Consider the following 20,811-nt stretch of genomic DNA (forward strand, 5'->3'; position numbering starts at 1 on the left):
GCTCGACGCGGTGCAGCGGCTCCTCCACAGCTGGGGCGATCACGGTCCTCTCCACCGATCGGAGTCGTCGTGCTCCGGTCGGTGGCGCCGGCTCCTAGCGTGCGGGGATGAGTCCCGATTTCGTGCCCCTCATCCCCGCCGAGCATCGCCGCGAGCCGAGACCGGTCCGGCCGGCCGCGGTGAGCCTCGGCCTCCTCGCCCCGCATGCCGCCGACCCTGCGGTCACGGATCTCTTCGTCAATGGTGGAGCCGGCCTGTGGGTCGATCGCGGGGGTGGCGCGGAGCGTGTGCCCGAGTGGACGCTCGACTCCTCAGGCGCCCGGCGGCTCGCGGTGTCACTCGTCGCCGCCGGAGGCAGGCACGTCGATGAGGCGAGCCCCTGCGTGGACGTGCGGCTGCGCCACGGGGTGCGCGTGCACGTCGTCCTGCCGCCCGTCGCCACCGGCGGTGCGCTGATCTCGGTGCGGGTGCCGCGCGCCGAGTCGTGGACGCTCGAGGGGCTCGAGGGGGCAGAGATGCTCGACGCTCCGGGGGTCCGGCTGTTGCGCCGCGCGGTTCTCGAGCGCTGGAATCTGCTGATCACCGGCGCCGGCGGATCGGGGAAGACGACTCTGCTCGGAGCGCTGCTGAGCTCTGCGCCCGCATCGGAGCGGATCATCGCGATCGAGGACGTCGGCGAGCTGCGCCCCGCGCATCCGCACGTCGTCTCGCTCGAATCGCGGCAGTCGAACCTCGAGGGCGCCGGGGCTGTCGGTCTCGATCGGCTCGTGCGGGAGGCGCTGCGGATGCGGCCCGACCGACTCGTGCTGGGGGAGTGCCGCGGAGTCGAGCTGCGCGAGCTGCTCTCTGCGCTGAACACCGGGCACGACGGCGGTGCGGGCACGCTGCACGCGAACTCTCTCGAGGACGTGCCCGCCCGTCTCGAGGCGCTCGGCGCACTCGCAGGCCTCGGGCCGGAGGCGATCGCTCGGCAGACGGTCAGCGCGATCGACCTCGTGCTGCACCTGGAACGGCGCGGCGGACGTCGGCGCCTCGGGGCCTTCGGCGGGTTCGTGCTCGACCAGGCAGGGCGCCTGCGCGTGCAGGAGGGCACGCTGCCGCGGCGCTCGCGGTCAGGCCGATGAAGCGCGGCGACGGCCTCGATGAGGTGGCGGCGATCGTCCACCGGCTCGCGGTGCTGTTGGCGGCAGGTCTGGCGCCCGGTTCTGCCCTGAGCCACCTCGCGACCGCGGAGGACCGGGGCGGCGGGGCGGCGCGACGGCGGCGACTGCGCGCCGTGGCCGAGGAGGCCGCGCGGGGCGGCGACGTGACGGAGGCACTGCTTCGCGGAGCGCCCGCGTCGAGGCGAGGTGGTGCAGAGATGCGAGGCGGACGGCCCGGCCGAACCCGATCGGTGCCGCGGGTGCGCGGCCGCACGGCGCGGGGGCGCGACCGCGGGGAGGAGACCGCCTGGGCGGCGCTCGCGGCCGCGTGGCGGGTGGCGGCGGATTCGGGCGCTCCCGTGGCCGGAGCCCTGAGCGAGCTGGCGGAGTCGCTGCGCGAGCTGGCGCGCGCTCGCCGCGACATCGAGGTCGCGCTGGCCGGCCCCTCGGCGACGGGGCGGGTGGTCGGCGCGCTCCCGCTCGCGGCCCTCGGGCTCGGCGCCCTGCTCGGGTTCGACGTCATCGGTGTCCTCCTCGGGACGGCCCCGGGTCTGGTCTGCCTCGGCGGCGGCGCAGGACTGATGGTCGCTGGGCATCTGTGGACGCGCCGGCTCGTGCGCGGCGCCACTCCCGGCGATCCCGCGCCCGGGCTCGCGCTCGATCTGCTCGCTGTCGCGCTCGCGGGCGGCGGCTCGATCGATTCCGCACGGAGCCGCGTGCTCGACGCGCTCGCCGAGTGCGGGCTCAGGGCGGACGAGCGGGTCCTCGCCGACGCGGATGTCGTCCTGTCGCTCTCGTCGGCCGCGGGGGTTCCCGCGGGGCGTCTCCTCCGCAGCGAAGCGGCTCTCACGCGGACACGTGCGGCGTCCGGCGCCCGAGAGCGGGCTGCGCGGCTCGGCGTCACCCTCATGCTGCCGCTGGGCGCATGCGTCCTGCCTGCATTCCTCCTGCTGGGGGTCGCTCCGATGGTCGTCTCGGTGCTCCTGACGACGTTCTCGGTGCCGAGGTGAGTGGTGGTGGCTCCTCCACAGCGGCCGGATCACGGAGTCGTCCACCGATCCGCTCGGTCCGGCTCCGGCCGAACTCGCACTCGGTGATCCTCGGAGGAGGGGGCACAGAGCAGGGGCGGAACGGAGTACGACGATGGGAATCGACAGGATGAACGGTGGCGGCCGCAGCACGGGCGGCGGAGACCTCGCGCGCGTCGAGAGCCGGCTCGACCGGGGAGGACCAGCGCGGGCGTGGACGGACAGGCTGTCCGAGGACGAGGGTTCGGCGACGGCGGAGTACGCGATCGCCACGATGGCCGCGGTCGGCTTCGCCGGACTGCTTGTGGTGATCCTCAAGGGAGACGAGGTGCGGGGAATCCTGACCGATCTCGTGACGCGCGCGCTCACGGCGGCGGGATGAGACCGCTGAGCCTCCTGCACGGACGGTCTGCGCAGGAGGAGGGGTCGGCCACCGCGGAGCTCGCGCTGGTCCTCCCGGCGGTCGTCGTGGTTCTGGCTCTGTGCCTGGGGTCGGTCGCCTCCGCGGCGCAGTACGTGCGACTGGTCGACGCAGCCGCCGATGGAGCCCGCTCGGCGTCGCGGGGCGACGACCCGCGTGCCCCCGTCGACCGGGTCCAGGGCGACGCTTCCGTGTCCACAGTGGAGCAGGAGGGGCTGGTCTGCGTGGAGGTCACCGCCGCGTTGCGGCCGATCCCGGCCGTCTCACTGCCCGTCGCCGTCCGGTCGTGTGCGCTGGGCGGTGGCGGCTGATGCGGGGGCGGCGGGTGCAGCCGAGGCCGCTGCAGCGGTGCTCGGAGGAGGCGGGCTCCGCCACCGTGGTCGCCGTCGGAGTGATCGCGGGCACCGTCCTCGTGACGGCGGCCGTGCTCGCCGGGTGCGTTGTCCTCGTCGGGCATCAACGGTCCATCGCGGCGGCGGACGCCTCGGCGCTCGCCGCCGCGGACGTCGCATCAGGGCTGCTCCCCGGAGAGCCCTGCGCGGCGGCGGGGCGGGTGGCGCGGGCAGGAGGAGCAACACTGAGCCGCTGTGAGCTCGAAGGAGGCGTCGCGAGCGTCGAGGTGACGGTCGCGGTGGGGCCGCTGCCCCTCGCCGCTCGATCGCGGGCCGGGCCGCCGGAGGGAGGACTCGGCTCGCCGCCGTGAGCGGCAGGGACGGCGGCGCGCAGGATCGAGCGACCGTGGTGGGGCGGGATCGACCGGTCAGTTCGAGCTGAGCCGCTGGTAGCGGTACGCCGCCGCCGTCGGCCGGGCACCCGCGCCCTCGTCGTGCTCGAGGCCGCCCGCGAGGAAGTAGATGTAGCGGGAGCCCTCGCGGGAGCCCGGGATCTCGAGGCGGGCAGCAGGTGCGGAATCCGCGCCGTAGATGCGGCGGAGGGTCTTGCCCTCCAACGGGCCATCGACGAGCTTCGCCGTGTAGGCCGGAGTAGTGGAAGCAGTGGTGGGGTGCGTCGTTGCCATGCGCTCATCATGCGCCGATCGGCGCCCTTCGTCACCCCGTCAGCCGCCCGTGCCACCCGACACGCGGAGTCAGCTGACCGCCTGTCCGCGATGCGCGGCGAGCGCGGCACGCCCGGAGTCAGTGTGTATGGTGTGCCTGTCGGGCGCCCCGACCGACTCGGACGCGTCGCCGCTCCCCTGATCCGGCCGCGCTCCGCCTCCCCACAGCAGGGGACCGTCGGACCACTGGTCGTCCGATCCGACAGCATCAATCGAGGAGAACTGTGTCCGGCACGAAGAAGCTGGTGATCGTCGAGTCGCCGGCGAAAGCCAAGACCATCGCCCAGTACCTGGGCGACGGGTACGAGGTGCTCGCCTCGGTCGGGCACATTCGCGACCTCATCGAGCCCAAGAACCTGCCTCCGGAGCTCAAGAAGGGTCCCCTGGGCAAGTTCTCAGTCGATGTCGACAACGGGTTCGAGCCCTACTACGTCGTCTCCGACCAGAAGAAGAAGACGGTCGCCGACCTCAAACGCGCTCTGAAGAACGCAGACGAGCTCTACCTCGCCACTGATGAGGACCGCGAGGGTGAGGCCATCGCATGGCACCTCCTCGAGGAGCTCAAGCCCAAGGTCCCCGTGCATCGGATGGTCTTCCACGAGATCACCAAGGACGCGATCCAGAAGGCGCGCGACAACACTCGCGATATCGACACCTCCCTCGTCGACGCGCAGGAGACCCGCCGGATCCTCGACCGCCTCTACGGCTATGAGATCTCCCCTGTGCTCTGGCGCAAGGTCGGGCCGGGCCTCTCTGCCGGTCGAGTTCAGTCCGCGGCCACACGTCTGGTGGTCGATCGCGAGCGCGAGCGCCTCGCGTTCGTGTCGGCGACCTACTGGGACCTCGCGACCGTGCTTGCACCCGAGTCGGACACTGCGGCGGGCTTCGACGCCCGCCTGGCGCGGCTCGACGGCAAGCGCATCGGAAGCGGGCGCGACTTCGACGACCGCGGTCGGCTCAAGGGTGACGTCACCGTCCTGGACGAGGCGTCTGCCGGGGCGCTCGCGGAGGCGCTGCGCGATCCGGCTACCACGGTCACCGTCTCAGCGCTCGAATCCAAGCCCTACTCGCGGCGTCCGGCTGCGCCGTTCACCACATCGACCCTGCAGCAGGAGGCCGCACGCAAGCTCCGCTTCTCGGCACGCCAGACCATGAGCGTCGCCCAGTCGCTCTACGAGAACGGCTTCATCACCTACATGAGGACCGATTCGCCTGGGCTCTCGCAGCAGGCACTCACTGCGGCGCGCACGCAGGCGGCCTCGCTCTACGGCGCCGCGACCGTTCCCGACAAGCCCCGCCTCTACTCCGGCAAGAACAAGAACGCGCAGGAGGCGCACGAGGCGATCAGGCCTGCCGGCGAGACCTTCCGCACGCCCGAGCAGCTCTCGGGTACGCTCCGCGGCAACGACCTGCGACTCTACGAGCTCATCTGGAAGCGCACCGTCGCCTCGCAGATGGCCGACGCCAAGGGCTCCACCGCCACCGTGACCCTGCTCGCGGAGCCGGCGGGTGACGTCGCCGAGACAGCCGAGTTCACTGCCTCCGGTACGGTCATCACCTTCCGCGGGTTCCTGCTCGCCTACGAGGAGGGCCGTGACGAGGAGCGCCATGGCGCCCGCGAGGAGAAGGACGCCAAACTGCCTCCGCTCGAGGTGGGCCAGAGCCTCGTCGTCGCCGACGTCGAGGCGAAGGGCCACGAGACCTCACCGCCCCCGCGGTACACGGAGGCCAGCCTCGTGAAGTCATTGGAAGAGCTGGGCATCGGGCGACCCTCGACCTACGCGTCGATCATCTCGACCATCGTCGACCGCGGTTACGTCACACCCCGCGGCACGGCACTCGTGCCGAACTGGATCGCGTTCTCGGTGGTGCGCCTGCTCGAGGACTTCTTCTCGGACCTGGTCGAGTACGACTTCACCGCCGAGATGGAAGGCGACCTCGACAAGATCGCCGGTGGCGAGGAGGACCGCGTCGACTGGCTCAACCGGTTCTACTTCGGCGGCGGCAGCCACCCGGGCCTTCGCCACGTGGTCGACAACCTCGGCGACATCGACGCCAAGAGCATCAACTCGCTCCGGATCACCGATGACATCACGCTGCGCATCGGCAAGTACGGCCCCTACCTCGAAGTCGCGCAGGAGGAGGGGCAGGAGACGCCCCGCCGGGTCAACCTGCCGTTGGAGCTGGCGCCGGACGAGCTCACCCCCGAGAAGGCGCAGGAGCTCATCGATGCTCCTGTGCAGACCGATCGGGTGCTCGGCAGCAACCCCGTCACCGGGAAGACCGTCGTCGTGAAGGACGGGCGCTTCGGCCCGTACGTCACCGAGGTCGACCCCGAGCCCGACACCGTCGCCGACCCCGCTACCGGCGAGGTCGTCGAGCCCGCTCCTGCCAAGCGGGGCGCGAAGAAGCCTGCGGTCGTGAAGCCGCGAACCTCCTCCCTCTTCAAGTCGATGGACGTCGCGTCGATCGACCTGGCCACGGCGCTGCGCCTGCTCGATCTGCCCCGCACCGTGGGCGAGGACCCGGAGAGCGGCGAGGCGATCACCGCGCAGAACGGGCGCTATGGTCCCTACATCAAGAAGGGGACCGACAGTCGGTCGCTGACCAGCGAGGACCAGATCTTCGAGGTCGATCTGCCGACAGCGCTCGAGATCTTCGCCCAGCCCAAGTACGGAGCTCGCCGTGCGTCGAGCGCCCTCAAGGAGTTCGACGCCGACCCCGTGAGCGGCAAGCCGATCCGGATCCGCGACGGACGCTTCGGTGCCTACGTGACCGACGGCGAGACGAACGTCACGATCTCGAAGGGTCTCACGATCGAGGAGATCGACTTCGACCAGGCCGTCCAGATGCTCGCCGACAAGCGAGCGAAGGGGCCGACGAAGAAGGCTCCCGCGAAGCGCGCACCGGCTAAGAAGCCTGCGGCCAAGACAGCGGCTGCCAAGACGCCGGCTGCTCAGGCCGGGCCGAAGACAGCTGCGGCGAAGACAGCTGCGGCGAAGACAGCCGCCGCGAAGAAGCCCGCCGCGAAGAAGCCCGCGGCGAAGACGGCCGCCAAGACCACGGCCGCGAAGGCGCCTGCTGCGCCGCGCAGGACCGCGGCGAGCCGCACCGCCTCGACCGAGACGACGGGCGCGACGGAGTCGTGACCGGGCTGTTCGTCACCCTCGAGGGCGGGGACGGCGCGGGCAAGACGACGCAGGCCGCCCTCCTCGAGGAGTGGCTGCGCTCGCGCGGCGAGACAGTGCTGCGCACGCGCGAGCCCGGCGGCACGGAGGTCGGCGTGCGGATCCGCGAGATCGTCCTGCACCACCGCGGCGACATCGACCCCCGGGCCGAGGCGCTGCTGTACGCGGCCGACCGCGCGCAGCACATCGGCACGCTGGTGCGACCGGCGATCGAGCGCGGCGAGATCGTCGTGCAGGACCGCTACATCGATTCCTCCGTCGCCTATCAGGGTGCCGGACGAGTGCTCGATGCCGCCGAGGTCCGGCGGCTCTCGGAGTGGGCGACCGGCGACCTCCGCCCCGACCTCACCGTGCTGCTCGACCTCGACCCGTCCGTCGCGCGCACCCGGCTCGACTCCTCGCGCACCCGCTTCGACCGACTCGAGTCCGAGAAGGCGGAGTTCCACGGTCGCGTCCGACACGCCTTCCTCGCGCTCGCAGCCGCGGACCCGGAGCGGTTCCTGGTGGTCGACGCGTCGCGTCCGGTCGCCGAGATCGCCGCGGAGGTGCGCGACCGGGTCGAGCACCTCCGCGAGCAGCGGTCCACTGTCAGTGCTCGCGGTTAGCCTGGTGGCATGACCGTCTGGAGCCAGCTCGTCGGGCAGGAGCACGCGATGGGCGCCCTGCAGGACGCCTCCACGCCGCGGGACGAGGGCGGCCGCGAGTCGACCTCGATGACGCACTCGTGGCTCATCACCGGTCCGCCGGGCTCCGGCCGATCGAACCTCGCCTACGCCTTCGCCTCGGCCCTTCTCTGCCGCCGAGGAGGCTGCGGAGAGTGCCCCGACTGCCGACAGGTCGCCGCCCGCTCGCACCCCGACCTGTCCGTCCTCTCGACCGAGCGCGTCATCATCTCCATCGACGAGGTGCGCAGGCTGGTGAGCAGCTCGCAGTATTCGCCCTCCGTCTCGCGCTACCGCGTGATGGTCATCGAGGACGCGGACCGGATGAGCGAACGCACGTCGAACGTGCTCCTCAAGGCGCTCGAAGAACCCCCGGAGCGCACGGTCTGGATCCTCTGCGCGCCCAGCGAGGCCGACCTCCTGCCGACGATCCGCTCGCGGGTGCGCTCGGTGCGGCTCCGAGTGCCGAGCGTCGACGACGTGGCGGGGCTGCTCCAACGCCGAGACGGTGTAGACGCCGAGACGGCCGAGCGCGCCGCCCGCCAGGCGCAGAGCCACATCGGGATGGCTCACCGGCTCGCGACCGACGAGAACGCGCGCGAGCGCCGGGAGGAGACGCTCCGCATCGCCCTGCGGCTGCGCGGAGTCTCGGACGCGGTCCTCGGAGCCGCGCGCCTCGTCGAGGTCGCGACCGAGGACGCCAAGGCGATCACCCTCGAGCGAGACGAGGCCGAGCGGCAGCAGGCGCTGCGCTCGCTCGGCGTCGAGCCGGGCGGCACCGTCCCGGCGCAGCTGCGCTCGCAGCTGCGCGCGCTCGAGGAGGACCAGAAGCGGCGTGCGACGCGCAGCCTCCGCGACGGCCTCGACCGCATCCTCGTCGATCTCCTCTCGCTCTACCGCGATGTGGTGCGCCTCCAGCTCAGAGCGCCCGGCGGTGTGATCAATGAGGAGGTCCGCCGCGAGATGAGCGCGCTCGCAGAGTCGACCCCGCCCGAGCGCACACTCGCTGTGCTCGACGCGGTCAGCACCGCGCGGCAGAGGATCGACGCCAATGTGTCTCCCGTGCTCGCCCTCGAGGCGCTGCTCGTCGTCGCTGCCCGCCGGCCGGTGGCCGCATGAGCCGCGCGCGCCGATCCTGGTCCGTCGCAGTCCTGGTGGCCGCTTCCGCCCTGCTGACGGCCTGCATCGCTCCCGGACCCACGGTCGACCGCACGTCCACTCCGGTTCCGCAGGCGGTCGACGCCGACCTCGCCCGCTACTACTCGCAGGTGCTCGTCTGGGACGACTGCGGAGACGATGCGCTCTGCGCCGATGCGACAGTACCGCTCGACTGGGACGATCCGGCCGGCGAGACCGCGGCCATCGCCCTCGTCCGCCGTCCCGCCACTCGGGGTCCCGCCCTGGGCTCCCTCCTGGTGAACCCCGGTGGCCCGGGAGCCTCGGGAGTCGACTTCATCAGGGACAGCGCCGACTACGCGGTCGACGCGCAACTGGCCGCGCAGTACGACATCGTCGGCTTCGACCCGCGCGGTGTCGGCGCCTCGACCTCCGTCTCGTGCCTCGACGCCGCCGGCCTGGACTCCTACCTCTACGACATCACACCGGGGGAGCGCGGCAGCGACGAGTGGATCGCCGCCCAGCGCAGCTCCGCCGCGGCCTTCGCCGCTGCCTGTGAGGAGCGCAGCGGCCCGCTCCTGTCCGAGGTCGGCACCGCGAGCGCCGCTCGCGACCTCGACGTGCTCCGCGCCGCGCTGGGCGACGAGAGTCTGCACTACCTCGGCTACTCTTACGGCACCTTCCTCGGCGCCACCTACGCGGGGCTGTTCCCCGAGCGGGTCGGCCGCCTCGTGCTCGACGGCGCCATCGATCCCTCCGCGACCTCGTTCGACGTCGTCCGTGAGCAGGCCGAAGGCTTCGAAAGCGCCCTGCGCGCCTACCTCGCCGACTGCCTGGGCTCCTCCGACTGTCCGTTCACGGGCTCGGTCGACGAGGCCATGGCGCAGCTGCGAGCGATGCTCGAGGGTGTCGACGCCTCGCCGATCCGCGCGAACGACGGTCGCGAGCTGGGGGCCAGCACCCTGTTCACGGCCATCGTCTATCCGCTCTACGACGCGACTGCGTGGAGCGCGCTGAGCGCGATGCTCTCCGGCGTTCGCCGGGGGGAGGCCGAGGTCGCGTTCCAGTACGCCGACGCCTACAACGGCCGCGGCGCCGACGGTCAGTACTCCGACAACACGACCGAAGCCTTCCTCGCGATCAACTGCGTCGATTACTCCTACGACGCCGACGCCGCCTCGATGCGCGCCGACGCGGCGGCTCTCGAGGAGGCGGCTCCGACCATCGGGCGCTACATGGCCTACGGGGACATCCTCTGCGGCGAGTGGCCGGCGTCCTTCGAGGGTTCCCGCGCTCCGATCACGGCCGAGGGCTCCGCGCCGATCCTCGTCGTCGGCACCACGAACGACCCGGCCACGCCCTACGTCTGGGCCCAGGCGCTCGCCGGGCAGCTGGCCGACGGCCATCTGGTCACCTACGACGGCGAGGGCCACACCGCCTACAACAAGTCGAACTCGTGCGTCAACGATGCGGTGGATGCGTACCTGCTCGAGGGCGTCGTCCCGGAGGAGGACCCACAGTGTTGACCGAGGAGGGGCCGGAGCGTCCGGGGCTCCGCGAGCGCAAGAGGCTCGCAACGCGGCGGGCGATCGAGATCGCCGTGCTCCGTCTGGCGAGCGAACGCGGGCCCGAGCGGGTGACGATCGAGGACGTCTCGCGCGCGGCCGAGGTCTCGACCCGCACCTTCTTCAACTACTTCGCCTCAAAGGAGGACGCGCTCGTCGGGGGTCTCCCTGTGATCGCCGATGACACCGCGGCCGTGTTCGTCGCGGGCAGGGGCGCGGTGCTGGAGGATCTCCAAGCCGTCTTCGTCTCGGCCATGGAAGAGCCGCTCGAGGAGGACCGTGAGCTGCACGTGCTCCGGCGGGCGCTGTTCCGCGAGCATCCGCACCTCGTGGGCCTGAAGATCGCCGGGATGCGTGAGTTCGAGCTCGCGATCGAGGGCCTCATCGCCGAACGTCTCGGCAGCACCGACGACGACGAGGAGCGGGTGCGCAGCCGTGCGCGGATGCTGACCCTGCTCGGCCTCGCCGCCATGCGACACGCATGGGCGGCCTGGGTCGATCACGACGGCCGGGAGGCTCTGCCCGGCCGGATCGCACGCTCCTTCGAGGAGCTGCGCTGCGCGCTCGCCTGACGCTCGCGCGGATTCACGCCGTCGCGTGCGAGCAGGCTATGCTGTGTAATCGTGTCCGAGGCTCCGGCCCCGTGTGCACGCCGCCTTAGCTCAGTCGGCAGAGCGTCTCACTCGTAATGAGAAGGTCGTGGGTTCGATTCCCACAGGCGGCTCCACGTCTTCTCCCCGCCACGCCCAGGCGTCGTCGACGCGTCGCGACTACCCTGGCACGGATGACCGAGACCCCTCCCCGACGCCGCAGAACGATCCTGGTCGTCTCGGCTCTCGTCGTGGCCGCGCTGGGAGTCGGCGCGTTCGGCGCGGGCACAGCCCTCGGCCGGAACGCCGAACCGGAGGCGCTGGCGGCCGCCACGACGACGCCGGTTCCGTCCGCCACCCCGACGCCGACCGCCACGGCACGGCCGACCGCGGAGGGCGGGACTCGAGCGCTGCGCACCTGCTCGGTGGCCGAGCTCGCCGCCGATCCGCGCCTCGGATCGATGCAGGCACGGGTCGTCGACGCGGCCACCGGCGAAGTGCTGTTCGACCGTGGCGGCGCCACCCCTTCGCGCACCGCCTCGGCCCTGAAGATCCTGACCGCGGCATCCGCTCTCGCTGTGCTCGGCCCGGACACGCGCATCGCCACCACGGTCGTGCGCGGGGCCGAGCCGGGGACGGTCGTGCTCGTCGGCGGCGGCGACCTGACGCTGACCCGCTTGCCGAGCGGGCAGGAGTCGACGTACGCCGGGGCGGCGCACCTCGACGACCTCGCCGCCCAGGTCGAAGCCGCCCGGGAGGCCGATCCGGCGACCGCAGGAACCCCGATCACGCGGCTTGTCCTCGACGCCTCTCTCTACTCGGGCGAGAGTTGGCAGCCCAGCTGGAATCGCACGGAGCAGGTCGACGGCTACATGCCCGAGATCACCGCCCTGCAGGTCGACGGCGACCGCGAGGACCCGACCGCCTCCACCTCCGAGCGCGGCAGCGACCCGGTCGGTCGGGCGGGTGCGGCGTTCGCCGAGGAGCTGAGCGGATCGCCCTCGATCTCGACCGGTGCGGCTCCGGCCGGTGCGCAGGTGCTCGGGACGGTCGAGTCGGCCCCGGTGAGCACACTCGTGCAGCAGATGCTGCTCGTCTCGGACAACGCGATCGCCGAGATGCTCGCTCGGCTCGTCGCCGTCCGCACCGGGTCGGGAAACGATTTCGGCGCCGAGCAGGCTGGGGTTCTGCAGGGCCTCGCCGGCTACGGAGTGGACACCGCGGGCATCACGATCGTGGACGGCTCCGGCCTGAGCGACGACAACGCCGTGGCCCCGGCGTACTTCACCGAGCTGATGCGGAAGGTTCTCGCGCGCGAGGGGCAGCTCGGCGTGCTGCTCGATGGACTTCCAGTGTCGGGCCGGACAGGATCACTGGCGTACGCCGACCGCTTCGCCGGCGACAATGCGGTCGCCGACGGCGCCGTCCGCGCGAAGACCGGGTGGATCGACACGGGATACACGCTGGCCGGCGCCGTCACAGCGCAGGACGGCACGGCGCTGACCTTCGCGGTCTACGCTCTCGGCGACGTCGGCGATTCGGCCAAGTCCGCGATCGACACCCTCGTCACCGGCTTCTACCGCTGCGGCGGCTCACTCTCCGACTCCTGACCGGAAGGACCACGATGACCACGGCACTCCTGATCGTCGATGTGCAGAACGACTTCACCGAGGGTGGTGCGCTCGCCGTCGCAGGTGGAGCGGCCGTCGCAGCAGGCGTCTCGGCGCACCTCGCGGCGCACCACGACCACTACGCGACAGTGTTCGCCTCGCGCGACTGGCACGACGGCACCTCCGACAACGGGGGGCACTTCTCTCCGGAGCCGGACTACGTCGACAGCTGGCCCGAGCACTGCGTGGCAGGAACGCCCGGAGCGGGCTACCATCCGGCTCTCGACGTCACGCGGATCGACGTCCAAATCCTCAAGGGACAGGGTCGACCTTCCTACTCCGCCTTCGAGGGTGTGACGGCGCAGGGGGAGTCGCTGCTCGACGCGATCGGGCGCCTCGGGGTGACCGCCCTGGACGTCGTGGGTCTGGCGACCGATCACTGCGTGCGCGCCTCCGCGCTCGACGCCCGGCTGTCGGGGCTCGACGTGCGAGTGCTCGAGGACCTCGTCGCGGGCGTTTCTCCGGAGTCGAGCAGTGCCGCCCTGCGCGAGCTCGCCGCCGTGGGGGTGCGTATCGAGCGGTCGCACTGAGCGGTGGCCCTGCACGGTCGCACTGTCCGTTCGCGTGTCACGGCTGCGGTCGACGCGTGTCGACGGCGGGATCTCCCTCCACAGGGGCCCCGGCACCTCGGATCGTCCCGTCCACCCGTCGCGAGGCCCTGACGCGAGCTCCCCGTTCTAGACTCGGACGACGAGAAGACCTCCCCGGCGCATCCTCTGCGCTCCGATCCGAAGAAGGAGTCGCCTCCCGTGACTGATTCCGTCGCCGCCCGTGCCGCCGAGGGCGCTCTGCTCGCGCGCATCCCCACGCAGCTGCTGATCGGCGGCGAGTGGGTCGACTCGTCGGGAGGCGGCACGATCGACGTCGAGGACCCGGCGACCGGCGCTGTCCTTGTCTCGATCGCCGATGCGACGCCGGAGGACGGTCTGCGGGCGCTCGACGCAGCCGCGGAGGCCGGCGCGGACTGGGCGGCGACGGCGCCGCGGGTGCGCGGCGAGATCCTGCGCCGCGCCTTCGACCTGCTCCAGGAGCGCAAGGACGACTTCGCCCTCCTGATGTCTCTCGAGATGGGCAAGCCGGTCGCGGAGGCACTCGGCGAGGTCGCCTACGGGGGCGAGTTCCTGCGCTGGTTCAGTGAGGAGGCTGTGCGCATCTCGGGTCGCTACGGCGTCTCTCCCGAGGGCAGCGGTCGGATGATCGTCTCGCAGCACCCCGTCGGCCCGTGCTACCTGATCACCCCGTGGAACTTCCCCCTGGCCATGGCGACGCGCAAGATCGCCCCCGCGCTGGCGGCGGGCTGCACCGTCGTCGTGAAGCCGGCCGAGCTCACGCCGCTGACCACGCTCGCGTTCGCGGGCCTTCTCGCCGAGGCCGGTGTGCCCGCCGGCGTCGTGAACGTGATCACCACCTCCTCGGCCGGAGCGGTCTCCGCTCCGATCCTGTCGGACCCGCGCCTGCGCAAGCTCTCCTTCACCGGGTCCACCCCGGTGGGGCGGACGCTGCTTCAGCAGGCGTCCGAGAACGTCCTGCGCACCTCGATGGAGCTGGGCGGCAACGCGCCGTTCGTCGTCTTCGACGACGCGGATCTCGATCGGGCGGTCGACGGCGCGATGCTCGCGAAGTTCCGCAACATCGGGCAGGCCTGCACGGCCGCCAACCGCTTCTTCGTGCACGAGGGCATCGCCGAGGAGTTCGCCGCCCGGGTCACCGAACGGGTTCGCGGCTTGCGGATCGGCCGGGGCACCGACGAGGGGGTGGCGATCGGACCGCTGATCGACGACCGTGCCGTCGCGAAGGCCGCCACCCTGGTCGAGGACGCGGTCTCTCGCGGGGCGAGCCTGCGCATCGGGGGTGGTCGCATCGAGGGCCCGGGGCACTTCTACGAGCCGACGGTGCTCTCCGGAGTCGATGCCGGCAGCGAGATCCTGCGCACCGAGATCTTCGGCCCCGTCATGGCGATCGTGCCGTTCCGCGACGAGGGCGAGGCGGTCGCGCTCGCCAACGACACCGAGTACGGTCTCGTCTCCTACGTGTTCACGCGCGACCTCGCGCGCGGCCAGCGGATGATCGAGCGTCTCGCGACCGGGATGATGGGGCTCAACGTCGGCGTCGTCTCGAACGCGGCGGCGCCGTTCGGCGGTGTGAAGCAGTCCGGCCTCGGCCGGGAGGGCGGGCTCGAGGGCATCCACGAGTACCTGAGCACCAAGTACACGCTGACTCCCGACCCCTTCGCCTGATTCCGTGCAGACGATCGTCGTCACCTCGCTCGAGGATCCACGGCTGCGCGACTATGCGCATGCCACAGACGTCGCGTTGAAGAACGCGCGCGGCCCGCACGGTCTCTACATCGCCGAGTCCGCGCTCGTGCTCGAGCGGGCGCTGGCCGCGGGCCACCGCCCGCGGTCCGTGCTCGCGCTCGGCGGATCGGTCGCCGACGCGGAGCGCCTGGTCGGCACCCGGGACGTGCCCGTCTTCACGGGCTCCGGCGAGCTTCTCGCCGAGCTCACCGGCTACACGCTGCACCGGGGACTGATCGCGGCGATGGACCGCCCCGTCCTCGCAGACCCGGCCGAGCTGCTCACTGCGGCGAGGCGGGTCGTCGTGCTCGAAGACGTGGTCGACCCGACGAACGTCGGCGCCGTGTTCCGCTCGGTGGGGGCCATCGGGGCCGATGCCGTGCTGGTGACGCCGCGCTGCTCCGATCCGTTCTACCGCCGTGCCATCCGCGTGAGCATGGGGACGGTGCTGCAGGTGCCCTGGACGCGGGTCGGCGACTGGACCGTGACCCGTCGGCTCCTGCACGGCGCGGGATTCACGATCGCCGCGATGGCGCTCACTCCGGAGGCGGTGCCGCTGCGGACCTTCGCGGCGGCGGCTCCGGAGCGTGTCGCCCTGGTTCTCGGGACGGAGGGCGACGGCCTGACCGCGGAGGCGCTCGCCGCGTCCGACGTCGCCGTCCGCATCCCGATGCGGCACGGCATCGACTCGCTCAACGTCGCTGCCGCCTCCGCCGTGGCGATGTGGGCACTGGCGGCACCCCCGTGACATGCGACACCGATCCGATGGCGCGGCCCGCCTGAGTGCGCGCCCCGCAGCGACGGAGCCGCTGCGCTGCGCTACCGTAGCCGCACTCCCGCCACTACCGTCGTGAACGAGGTCGCCCATGGTTCCGCGCCCGAGGCTCCGCAAGGTGCCCACGCTGCTCGTCGGCGCCGTGCTCGCGCTCGGCTTAGCGGCCTGCACCTCGCACTCGGCCGACGTCCCGGACGACGCCGTGCCGCGTCCCGTCACCTCGACGCCGACGACCTCGGCGACCTCCACCGATTCCGCGACCTCGACCGACTCCGCGACGCCCGGCGGGACCGATGGTGCGCGGGTCACCCGGCTGATCAACGCCTGCCTCGCCCGCTACGGCCTGAACGAACGACCGCCGGCGCCCGATCCGCTGGGCGACGAGCAGGATCGCGTGATGGCGCAGCGTCTCCGCGACTCCTACGACGCGACCCTCACGAACTGCTCGGCCGAAGCGCTCGGGAGCCCGACCTCCGAGCAGAGCGACCAGCCCACGGATCCCGCGAGCCCTCCTGCGGCAGGCTGACGATGCGGCTCGACGGCAGCTCCGCGCTGGTCGCGGGAGGCGCCTCCGGGCTGGGCGCAGCGACGGCGATCGCGCTGGCGGAGGCGGGCGCCCAGGTGGTGGTCCTCGATCTGCCGCCGGCGGTCGAGACGGCCCGGTTGCCGAGCACGATGCGACTCGTCGCGGGCGACGTCCTCGACTCGGAGGCCGTCGCCCGCGCCGTCGCGCTGGCGGGCGAGCTCCGGGTCGCGGTGAGCTGCGCGGGCATCGCGACTCCGGGACGCCTCCTGGGGCGGGACGGACCGCTGGCACTCGAGGACTTCGAGCGGGTCCTGCGGGTGAACGCCACCGGCACGCTCAACGTGCTGCGGCTCGCGGCCGCCTCCGTCGCCGAGCGGGAGCCGGTGGACGGCGAGCGCGGAGTGCTGGTCACCACCGCCTCCGTCGCCGCCTTCGAGGGGCAGATCGGCCAGGCGGCCTACGCCGCGTCGAAGGGAGCGGTCGCGGCGCTGACCCTGCCGCTCGCGCGCGAGCTGGCCTCGGCTCTGATCCGCGTGGTGTCGATCGCGCCGGGGACCTTCGACACGCCGCTCCTCTCCGCTCTCCCCGAGCGCTCACGGATGGCGCTGGGATCGGCGACGCCCCATCCGGCGAGGCTCGGGCGGCCGGAGGAGTTCGCTGCGCTCGTGCGCCATATTGTCGAGAACCCGATGCTGAACGGCGAGGTGATCCGCCTCGACGGTGCGCTGCGGATGCCGCCCCGCTGACGCCCGGCGCCGCACGGTCAGACCAGCAGCTGGTGCTTCGCGAGGTCGCGGTAGAGCGGCGTCGACTCGACGAGTTCCGAGTGGGTGCCGACTCCGATGACCTCGCCCTTCTGCAGGACCACGATGCGATCGGAGTCGACCACCGTCGAGAGCCGGTGCGCGATGACCAGCAGCGTGCGGTTCTCGGCCACCGCGTCGATGGCCAGTCGCAGGCGCTGCTCGTTGAGGCCGTCGAGACTCGAGGTCGACTCGTCCAAGAGCAGGATGGGCGGTGCCGCGAGGAGCGCCCGTCCGATCGCCAGGCGCTGGCGCTCGCCGCCCGAGAGCATCACTCCGCTCTCGCCGACCGGAGCGTGCAGGCCGAGAGGATCGCGCTCGAGCACGTCGGTCAGATTGACCGCCTCGAGCACGCGGAGGCATTCCGCGTCGTCGGCGTCGGGCCGGCCGAGGACGAGGTTCTCGCGGATCGTCCCTGCGAGCACCGGCGCGTCCTGCTCGACGTAGCCGATCTGAGCGCGCAGGGCGTCGCGGTCGATCGCCGTGATGTCCACTCCGCCGAGCCGCACGACGCCGGCGTCGGGGTCGTAGAAGCGCTCGATCAGTGCGAGGACCGTGCTCTTGCCGGCGCCCGAGGGTCCGACCAGGGCGGTGCGCTTGCCGCGCGGCACCGTGAAGGAGACGCCCCGCAGCACGGTCCGGTCGCGCTCCTGCGAGAGGGGCCTGGGAGCCACGCCGTCCGAGCCCGGCCGATCAGCGTCGGGTCCGTCCGCACCCGGCACCGCGCCCTCGTCGTACGAGAACACCACGTCCTCGAACGAGATCGCGTCGCCGGCCACGCCGGCGCCGAGCCCGCTGGCGGACGTGTCGCCGTCGCCCTCGATCGGCAGATCGATGATCTCCTGGATGCGCCCGAGAGCGCCCAGCGCGGAGTTGACCGAGGTGATCGCGCCGATGAAGTTGCCCAGCGGCATCACCATCATGAAGAGGAAGAGGATGAACGAGACCAGCTGCGCGATGTCGATCGCTCCGGAGGCGACACGGTAGCCGCCGACGCCCAGGACGGCGAGGAACGCGACCTGCATGGCGATGCCCGCCACGGGGACGACCAGCGCAGAGACGTGCGCGACCCGGATGCCGAGGCGGTACGCCTCCGTCGCGTGCTGCTCGACCACCGCGATCTCGCGGTCGGTGGCCCCGGCCGCCCGGATGGTGCGGACCGCACTGATGGCGCGCTCTACCGCGGCGGCCAGATCGCCGACCTTCTCCTGAGCCTTGCGGCTGGCGGTGCGGATCCCGCGCCCCAGCGTGAGCGCGAGCCCCAGGGCGATTGCGACGACCACCACGATGATCAGCAGCAGCACCCAGTCGATGATCGCCATCGCGATGATCGCGCCGACGAAGATCAGCGAGCCGGCGATGGAGTCGACGAGCCCCTGGGTGAGCACGGCACGCAGCAGGGTCGAGTCGGAGCCGACCCGCGAGACGAGGTCCCCGGTGCGACGAGCGTCGAACTCGCGGATCGGGAGGCGCAGGATCCGCGCGACGAGGCGGCGGCGGCTTGAGAGGACGATGCCCTCGCCGGTCCGCTGGAGCAGGTAGTGGGCGAAGCCCGAGATCAGCCCGGAGGCGACGACGAGGCCCACCAGCGCCCACACCAGTGGGCCGAGGTCGAGCCCGTCCTGCACGCGCGTGATGACCTGGCCGACGAGGAGCGGCTGCCCGAGGCTCGCCACCGCTCCGACGAGGCTGAGCAGGACGACGATCGAGAGGATGCCGCGGTGCTCGAGAAGGTAGGGGACCAGCTGCGAGAAGGAGGCGCGAGGGCCGTCGTCGCGGGAGGGGCGTCGTCCGCCTCGTCGGGGGGTGGTGGTGCTCATCGCCTCCCATTCTGCCCCGTGATCGCTGCGAGCAGGCCGCCAGCGGAGAGCGTCGACGCTCAGAACCAGGACGGCCCGTCGGGAGCGCCGACGGGCCGTCCTCGTGCAGCGCCTCCTACGAGACGTTGTCGGTGTACGAGAGGTTCTTCGTCTCCTTCGACAGCAGCAGCGCGACCAGCGTGAGCACCGCGGCGGCACTGAGGTAGAGGCCCACCAGCACGGTGCTGCCGCCTGCCGCGCGCCAGAGGGCGACTGCGATGATCGGGGCGACCGCCGCTCCGAGGATCGATGCCAGGTTGTACGCCATCGCCGACCCGGTGTAGCGGACGTTCGTCGGGAACAGCTCGGGCAGCACGGCGCCCATCGGACCGAACGTCAGGCCCATCAGCGTGAAGCCGAGGATGAGAACCGCCATCGTCCCCGCGAAGCCGCCGCTGAACAGAGGGACGAAGAGCAGGCCGAACGCCAGGATCGCGCCGGTGACCGTGAGCAGTGTCCTCCGCCGCCCGAACCGCTCGGCGAGCGGGCCGGAGACGAGGGTGAAGATCCCGAAGAACACGACGCCGACGATCAGCATGATCAGGAAGTCGTTGCGGCTGTAGCCGAGCCCGGGGACCGCGCCGTCGACCGGGGCCGTCCCGTAGGTCAGGGTGAACGTGGTCATCAGGTAGAAGAGGACGTAGGTCGCGAGCATGATGAACGTGCCGAGGATGAGCGGCCGCCAGCTCGTGACGAAGACGCGGGCCAGTGGCAGCTTCGCCACCTCGCCCCTCTCGACCACCTTCTGGAACGCGGGAGTCTCGACGAGGGTGAGGCGGACGTAGAGGCCGATGATCACGAGCACGGCGCTCGCCAGGAACGGCACGCGCCAGCCCCAGGCGGCGAAGGTCTCGTCGCTCATGGTGCTCGCCAGCACCAGGAACAGCAGGTTCGCGACGATGAAGCCGATCGGCGCTCCCAGCTGGGGGAAGGTGCCGTAGATGGCTCGCTTGCCGGCCGGGGCGTTCTCGGTCGCCAGCAGCGCGGCTCCCGACCACTCGCCGCCGAGGCCGAGGCCCTGGCAGAAGCGCATCACGACGAGCAGGAACGGGGCCAGGAACTCCCACCCTGGCGTGAGCGCGGTGGGCAGGCAGCCGATGAGGAAGGTCGCGATCCCCATCGTGAGCAGGGAGGCGACGAGGGTCCCCTTGCGGCCGACGCGGTCGCCGAAGTGGCCGAAGATGATCGAGCCGATCGGGCGCGCGATGAACGCGACTCCGAAGACGGCGAACGAGGCGAGCAGCGCGGTGGACCGGTCCTGGTTGGCGAAGAAGAGCGCCGGGAAGACCAGGACGGCGGCGGTCGCGTAGGCGTAGAAATCGTAGAACTCGATCGACGTGCCGATGAGGCTGGCGAGGATCACCCGGCCTCGGGAGTTCTGCGGTGCGGCGGCCGACGAGTCGGAGACGGCGGGGGAGGAGGTCATGGGGAGTGCTCCGTGTGGACGGCGGATTCCCGGAGCCGGCGGGCGAGGCGTCGGTCGGGCGTCGCGGGCCGCTGGGGCGAGGGGGAGGAAGGCGAGCGGTCGCTTGTGACGACCTCCCTACTTTACTGCGCGTTCTCCCAGCTTCGGCTGCCCGAGTCCTCGGCTTCCCGTGCCCGGGACCCCGGAGTGGGGCCTCGAGCACGGGCGCCGGTCAGCTGCGCAGCGAGCGGAGCAGCAGCGCGGTCGAGACCGCCGCCTCCGCCGCCTCGCGGCCCTTGTCCTCCTTCGAGCCGGGGAGTCCGGCGCGGTCGATGCCCTGCTCCTCGGTGTCGAGGGTGAGCACGCCGAAGCCGACCGGCTTGCCGGTCTGGATCGAGACGGTCGTCAAACCCGAGGTGGCGGCGTCCGAGACGTACTCGAAGTGCGGGGTGCCGCCGCGGATGATCACGCCGAGCGCGACGACCGCGTCGGCCCCCGCCTCCAGCGCCGCCTTCGCCGCGACCGGGAGCTCGAACGAGCCCGGCACGCGCACCAGCGACCAGGAGGCGCCCGTCTCGTCGAGCGCGCGGCTCGCGCCGGCGATCAGACCGTCGGTGATCTGCTCGTGCCAGGTTCCCGCGATGACGACGACGCGCAGACCAGAGGCGTCGAGGGGGGAGGTGGTGGGGGCGCCGCTACCGGCCATT

Annotated in this window: 20 protein-coding genes and 1 tRNA gene; 17 read left to right on the top strand and 4 right to left on the bottom strand. The window is 71.9% G+C overall.

Annotated elements, in window-relative coordinates; translation table 11 throughout:
* Window positions 1-107: 107 nt before the first annotated feature.
* From GSU10_RS04150 to GSU10_RS04170, 5 genes are all read left to right on the top strand, one after another.
* Complete coding sequence (locus tag GSU10_RS04150) at window positions 108-1,124, top strand: TadA family conjugal transfer-associated ATPase (RefSeq protein ID WP_068210152.1); 1,017 nt, start codon at window positions 108-110, stop codon at window positions 1,122-1,124.
* Window positions 1,121-2,152, top strand: a complete 1,032-nt coding sequence (locus GSU10_RS04155) for a type II secretion system F family protein (RefSeq protein WP_132504482.1) — start codon at window positions 1,121-1,123, stop codon at window positions 2,150-2,152. Before GSU10_RS04150 ends, GSU10_RS04155 begins: the two co-directional genes overlap by 4 nt.
* Window positions 2,153-2,285: 133 nt before the next feature.
* On the top strand, window positions 2,286-2,552 hold the full coding sequence (locus GSU10_RS15655; RefSeq protein WP_330220137.1) for a DUF4244 domain-containing protein: 267 nt from the start codon (window positions 2,286-2,288) through the stop codon (window positions 2,550-2,552).
* Entirely contained in the window at window positions 2,549-2,902 is a 354-nt protein-coding gene (locus GSU10_RS04165) for a TadE family type IV pilus minor pilin (RefSeq protein ID WP_068210331.1), read from the top strand. Before GSU10_RS15655 ends, GSU10_RS04165 begins: the two co-directional genes overlap by 4 nt.
* 14 nt (window positions 2,903-2,916) lie before the next feature.
* The gene (locus tag GSU10_RS04170; protein WP_236713589.1) at window positions 2,917-3,294 is read left to right on the top strand and encodes an Rv3654c family TadE-like protein; all 378 of its coding nucleotides are present in this window, start codon (window positions 2,917-2,919) and stop codon (window positions 3,292-3,294) included.
* A 57-nt stretch (window positions 3,295-3,351) separates the two neighbouring features.
* Here GSU10_RS04170 and GSU10_RS04175 read toward each other — a convergent pair whose 3' ends face one another.
* Window positions 3,352-3,609, bottom strand: coding sequence for a hypothetical protein (locus GSU10_RS04175; RefSeq protein ID WP_132504484.1), 258 nt, complete (start codon window positions 3,607-3,609; stop codon window positions 3,352-3,354).
* 263 nt (window positions 3,610-3,872) lie between these two features.
* Between GSU10_RS04175 and topA the strand changes: the two genes are divergently transcribed.
* The 12 genes from topA to GSU10_RS04235 all read left to right on the top strand — a co-directional run bounded on the left by topA (window position 3,873) and on the right by GSU10_RS04235 (window position 16,783).
* Window positions 3,873-6,797, top strand: coding sequence for a type I DNA topoisomerase (gene topA / locus GSU10_RS04180; RefSeq protein WP_068210335.1), 2,925 nt, complete (start codon window positions 3,873-3,875; stop codon window positions 6,795-6,797).
* Window positions 6,794-7,441, top strand: coding sequence for a dTMP kinase (gene tmk / locus GSU10_RS04185; RefSeq protein ID WP_068210346.1), 648 nt, complete (start codon window positions 6,794-6,796; stop codon window positions 7,439-7,441). The genes topA and tmk overlap by 4 nt, the downstream gene beginning before the upstream one ends.
* 9 nt (window positions 7,442-7,450) lie before the next feature.
* Complete coding sequence (locus tag GSU10_RS04190; protein WP_068210347.1) at window positions 7,451-8,617, top strand: DNA polymerase III subunit delta'; 1,167 nt, start codon at window positions 7,451-7,453, stop codon at window positions 8,615-8,617.
* Window positions 8,614-10,140, top strand: coding sequence for an alpha/beta hydrolase (locus GSU10_RS04195; protein WP_068210348.1), 1,527 nt, complete (start codon window positions 8,614-8,616; stop codon window positions 10,138-10,140). Before GSU10_RS04190 ends, GSU10_RS04195 begins: the two co-directional genes overlap by 4 nt.
* The gene (locus GSU10_RS04200) at window positions 10,134-10,751 is read left to right on the top strand and encodes a TetR/AcrR family transcriptional regulator (RefSeq protein WP_068210349.1); all 618 of its coding nucleotides are present in this window, start codon (window positions 10,134-10,136) and stop codon (window positions 10,749-10,751) included. The genes GSU10_RS04195 and GSU10_RS04200 overlap by 7 nt, the downstream gene beginning before the upstream one ends.
* Window positions 10,752-10,830: 79 nt before the next feature.
* A tRNA-Thr gene (locus GSU10_RS04205) sits at window positions 10,831-10,906 on the top strand.
* A 57-nt stretch (window positions 10,907-10,963) separates the two neighbouring features.
* Window positions 10,964-12,379, top strand: coding sequence for a D-alanyl-D-alanine carboxypeptidase/D-alanyl-D-alanine endopeptidase (gene dacB, locus GSU10_RS04210; protein WP_132504486.1), 1,416 nt, complete (start codon window positions 10,964-10,966; stop codon window positions 12,377-12,379).
* A 14-nt stretch (window positions 12,380-12,393) separates the two neighbouring features.
* On the top strand, window positions 12,394-12,969 hold the full coding sequence (locus GSU10_RS04215) for an isochorismatase family protein (RefSeq protein WP_068210350.1): 576 nt from the start codon (window positions 12,394-12,396) through the stop codon (window positions 12,967-12,969).
* Between the two features lie 219 nt (window positions 12,970-13,188).
* Window positions 13,189-14,676: an NAD-dependent succinate-semialdehyde dehydrogenase gene (locus GSU10_RS04220; protein ID WP_068210353.1), complete on the top strand. Its 1,488-nt coding sequence runs from the start codon at window positions 13,189-13,191 to the stop codon at window positions 14,674-14,676.
* A 4-nt stretch (window positions 14,677-14,680) separates the two neighbouring features.
* Window positions 14,681-15,484, top strand: a complete 804-nt coding sequence (locus GSU10_RS04225) for a TrmH family RNA methyltransferase (protein WP_068210356.1) — start codon at window positions 14,681-14,683, stop codon at window positions 15,482-15,484.
* A gap of 118 nt (window positions 15,485-15,602) precedes the next feature.
* Window positions 15,603-16,037, top strand: coding sequence for a hypothetical protein (locus tag GSU10_RS04230; RefSeq protein WP_068210369.1), 435 nt, complete (start codon window positions 15,603-15,605; stop codon window positions 16,035-16,037).
* 2 nt (window positions 16,038-16,039) lie between these two features.
* Window positions 16,040-16,783: an SDR family NAD(P)-dependent oxidoreductase gene (locus tag GSU10_RS04235; protein ID WP_068210372.1), complete on the top strand. Its 744-nt coding sequence runs from the start codon at window positions 16,040-16,042 to the stop codon at window positions 16,781-16,783.
* Window positions 16,784-16,800: 17 nt separating this feature from the next.
* Here the strand turns inward: GSU10_RS04235 and GSU10_RS04240 are convergent, their stop codons facing one another.
* The 3 genes from GSU10_RS04240 to ribH all read right to left on the bottom strand — a co-directional run bounded on the left by GSU10_RS04240 (window position 16,801) and on the right by ribH (window position 20,810).
* The gene (locus GSU10_RS04240) at window positions 16,801-18,660 is read right to left on the bottom strand and encodes an ABC transporter ATP-binding protein (protein WP_068210379.1); all 1,860 of its coding nucleotides are present in this window, start codon (window positions 18,658-18,660) and stop codon (window positions 16,801-16,803) included.
* A 115-nt stretch (window positions 18,661-18,775) separates the two neighbouring features.
* On the bottom strand, window positions 18,776-20,125 hold the full coding sequence (locus GSU10_RS04245) for an MFS transporter (RefSeq protein ID WP_068210381.1): 1,350 nt from the start codon (window positions 20,123-20,125) through the stop codon (window positions 18,776-18,778).
* A 211-nt stretch (window positions 20,126-20,336) separates the two neighbouring features.
* The gene (gene ribH / locus GSU10_RS04250; protein WP_068210384.1) at window positions 20,337-20,810 is read right to left on the bottom strand and encodes a 6,7-dimethyl-8-ribityllumazine synthase; all 474 of its coding nucleotides are present in this window, start codon (window positions 20,808-20,810) and stop codon (window positions 20,337-20,339) included.
* Between the last annotated feature and the right edge of the window lies 1 nt (window position 20,811).

This window comes from Rathayibacter tanaceti, from assembly GCF_009834165.1.
Classification (GTDB): Bacteria; Actinomycetota; Actinomycetes; order Actinomycetales; family Microbacteriaceae; genus Rathayibacter; species Rathayibacter tanaceti.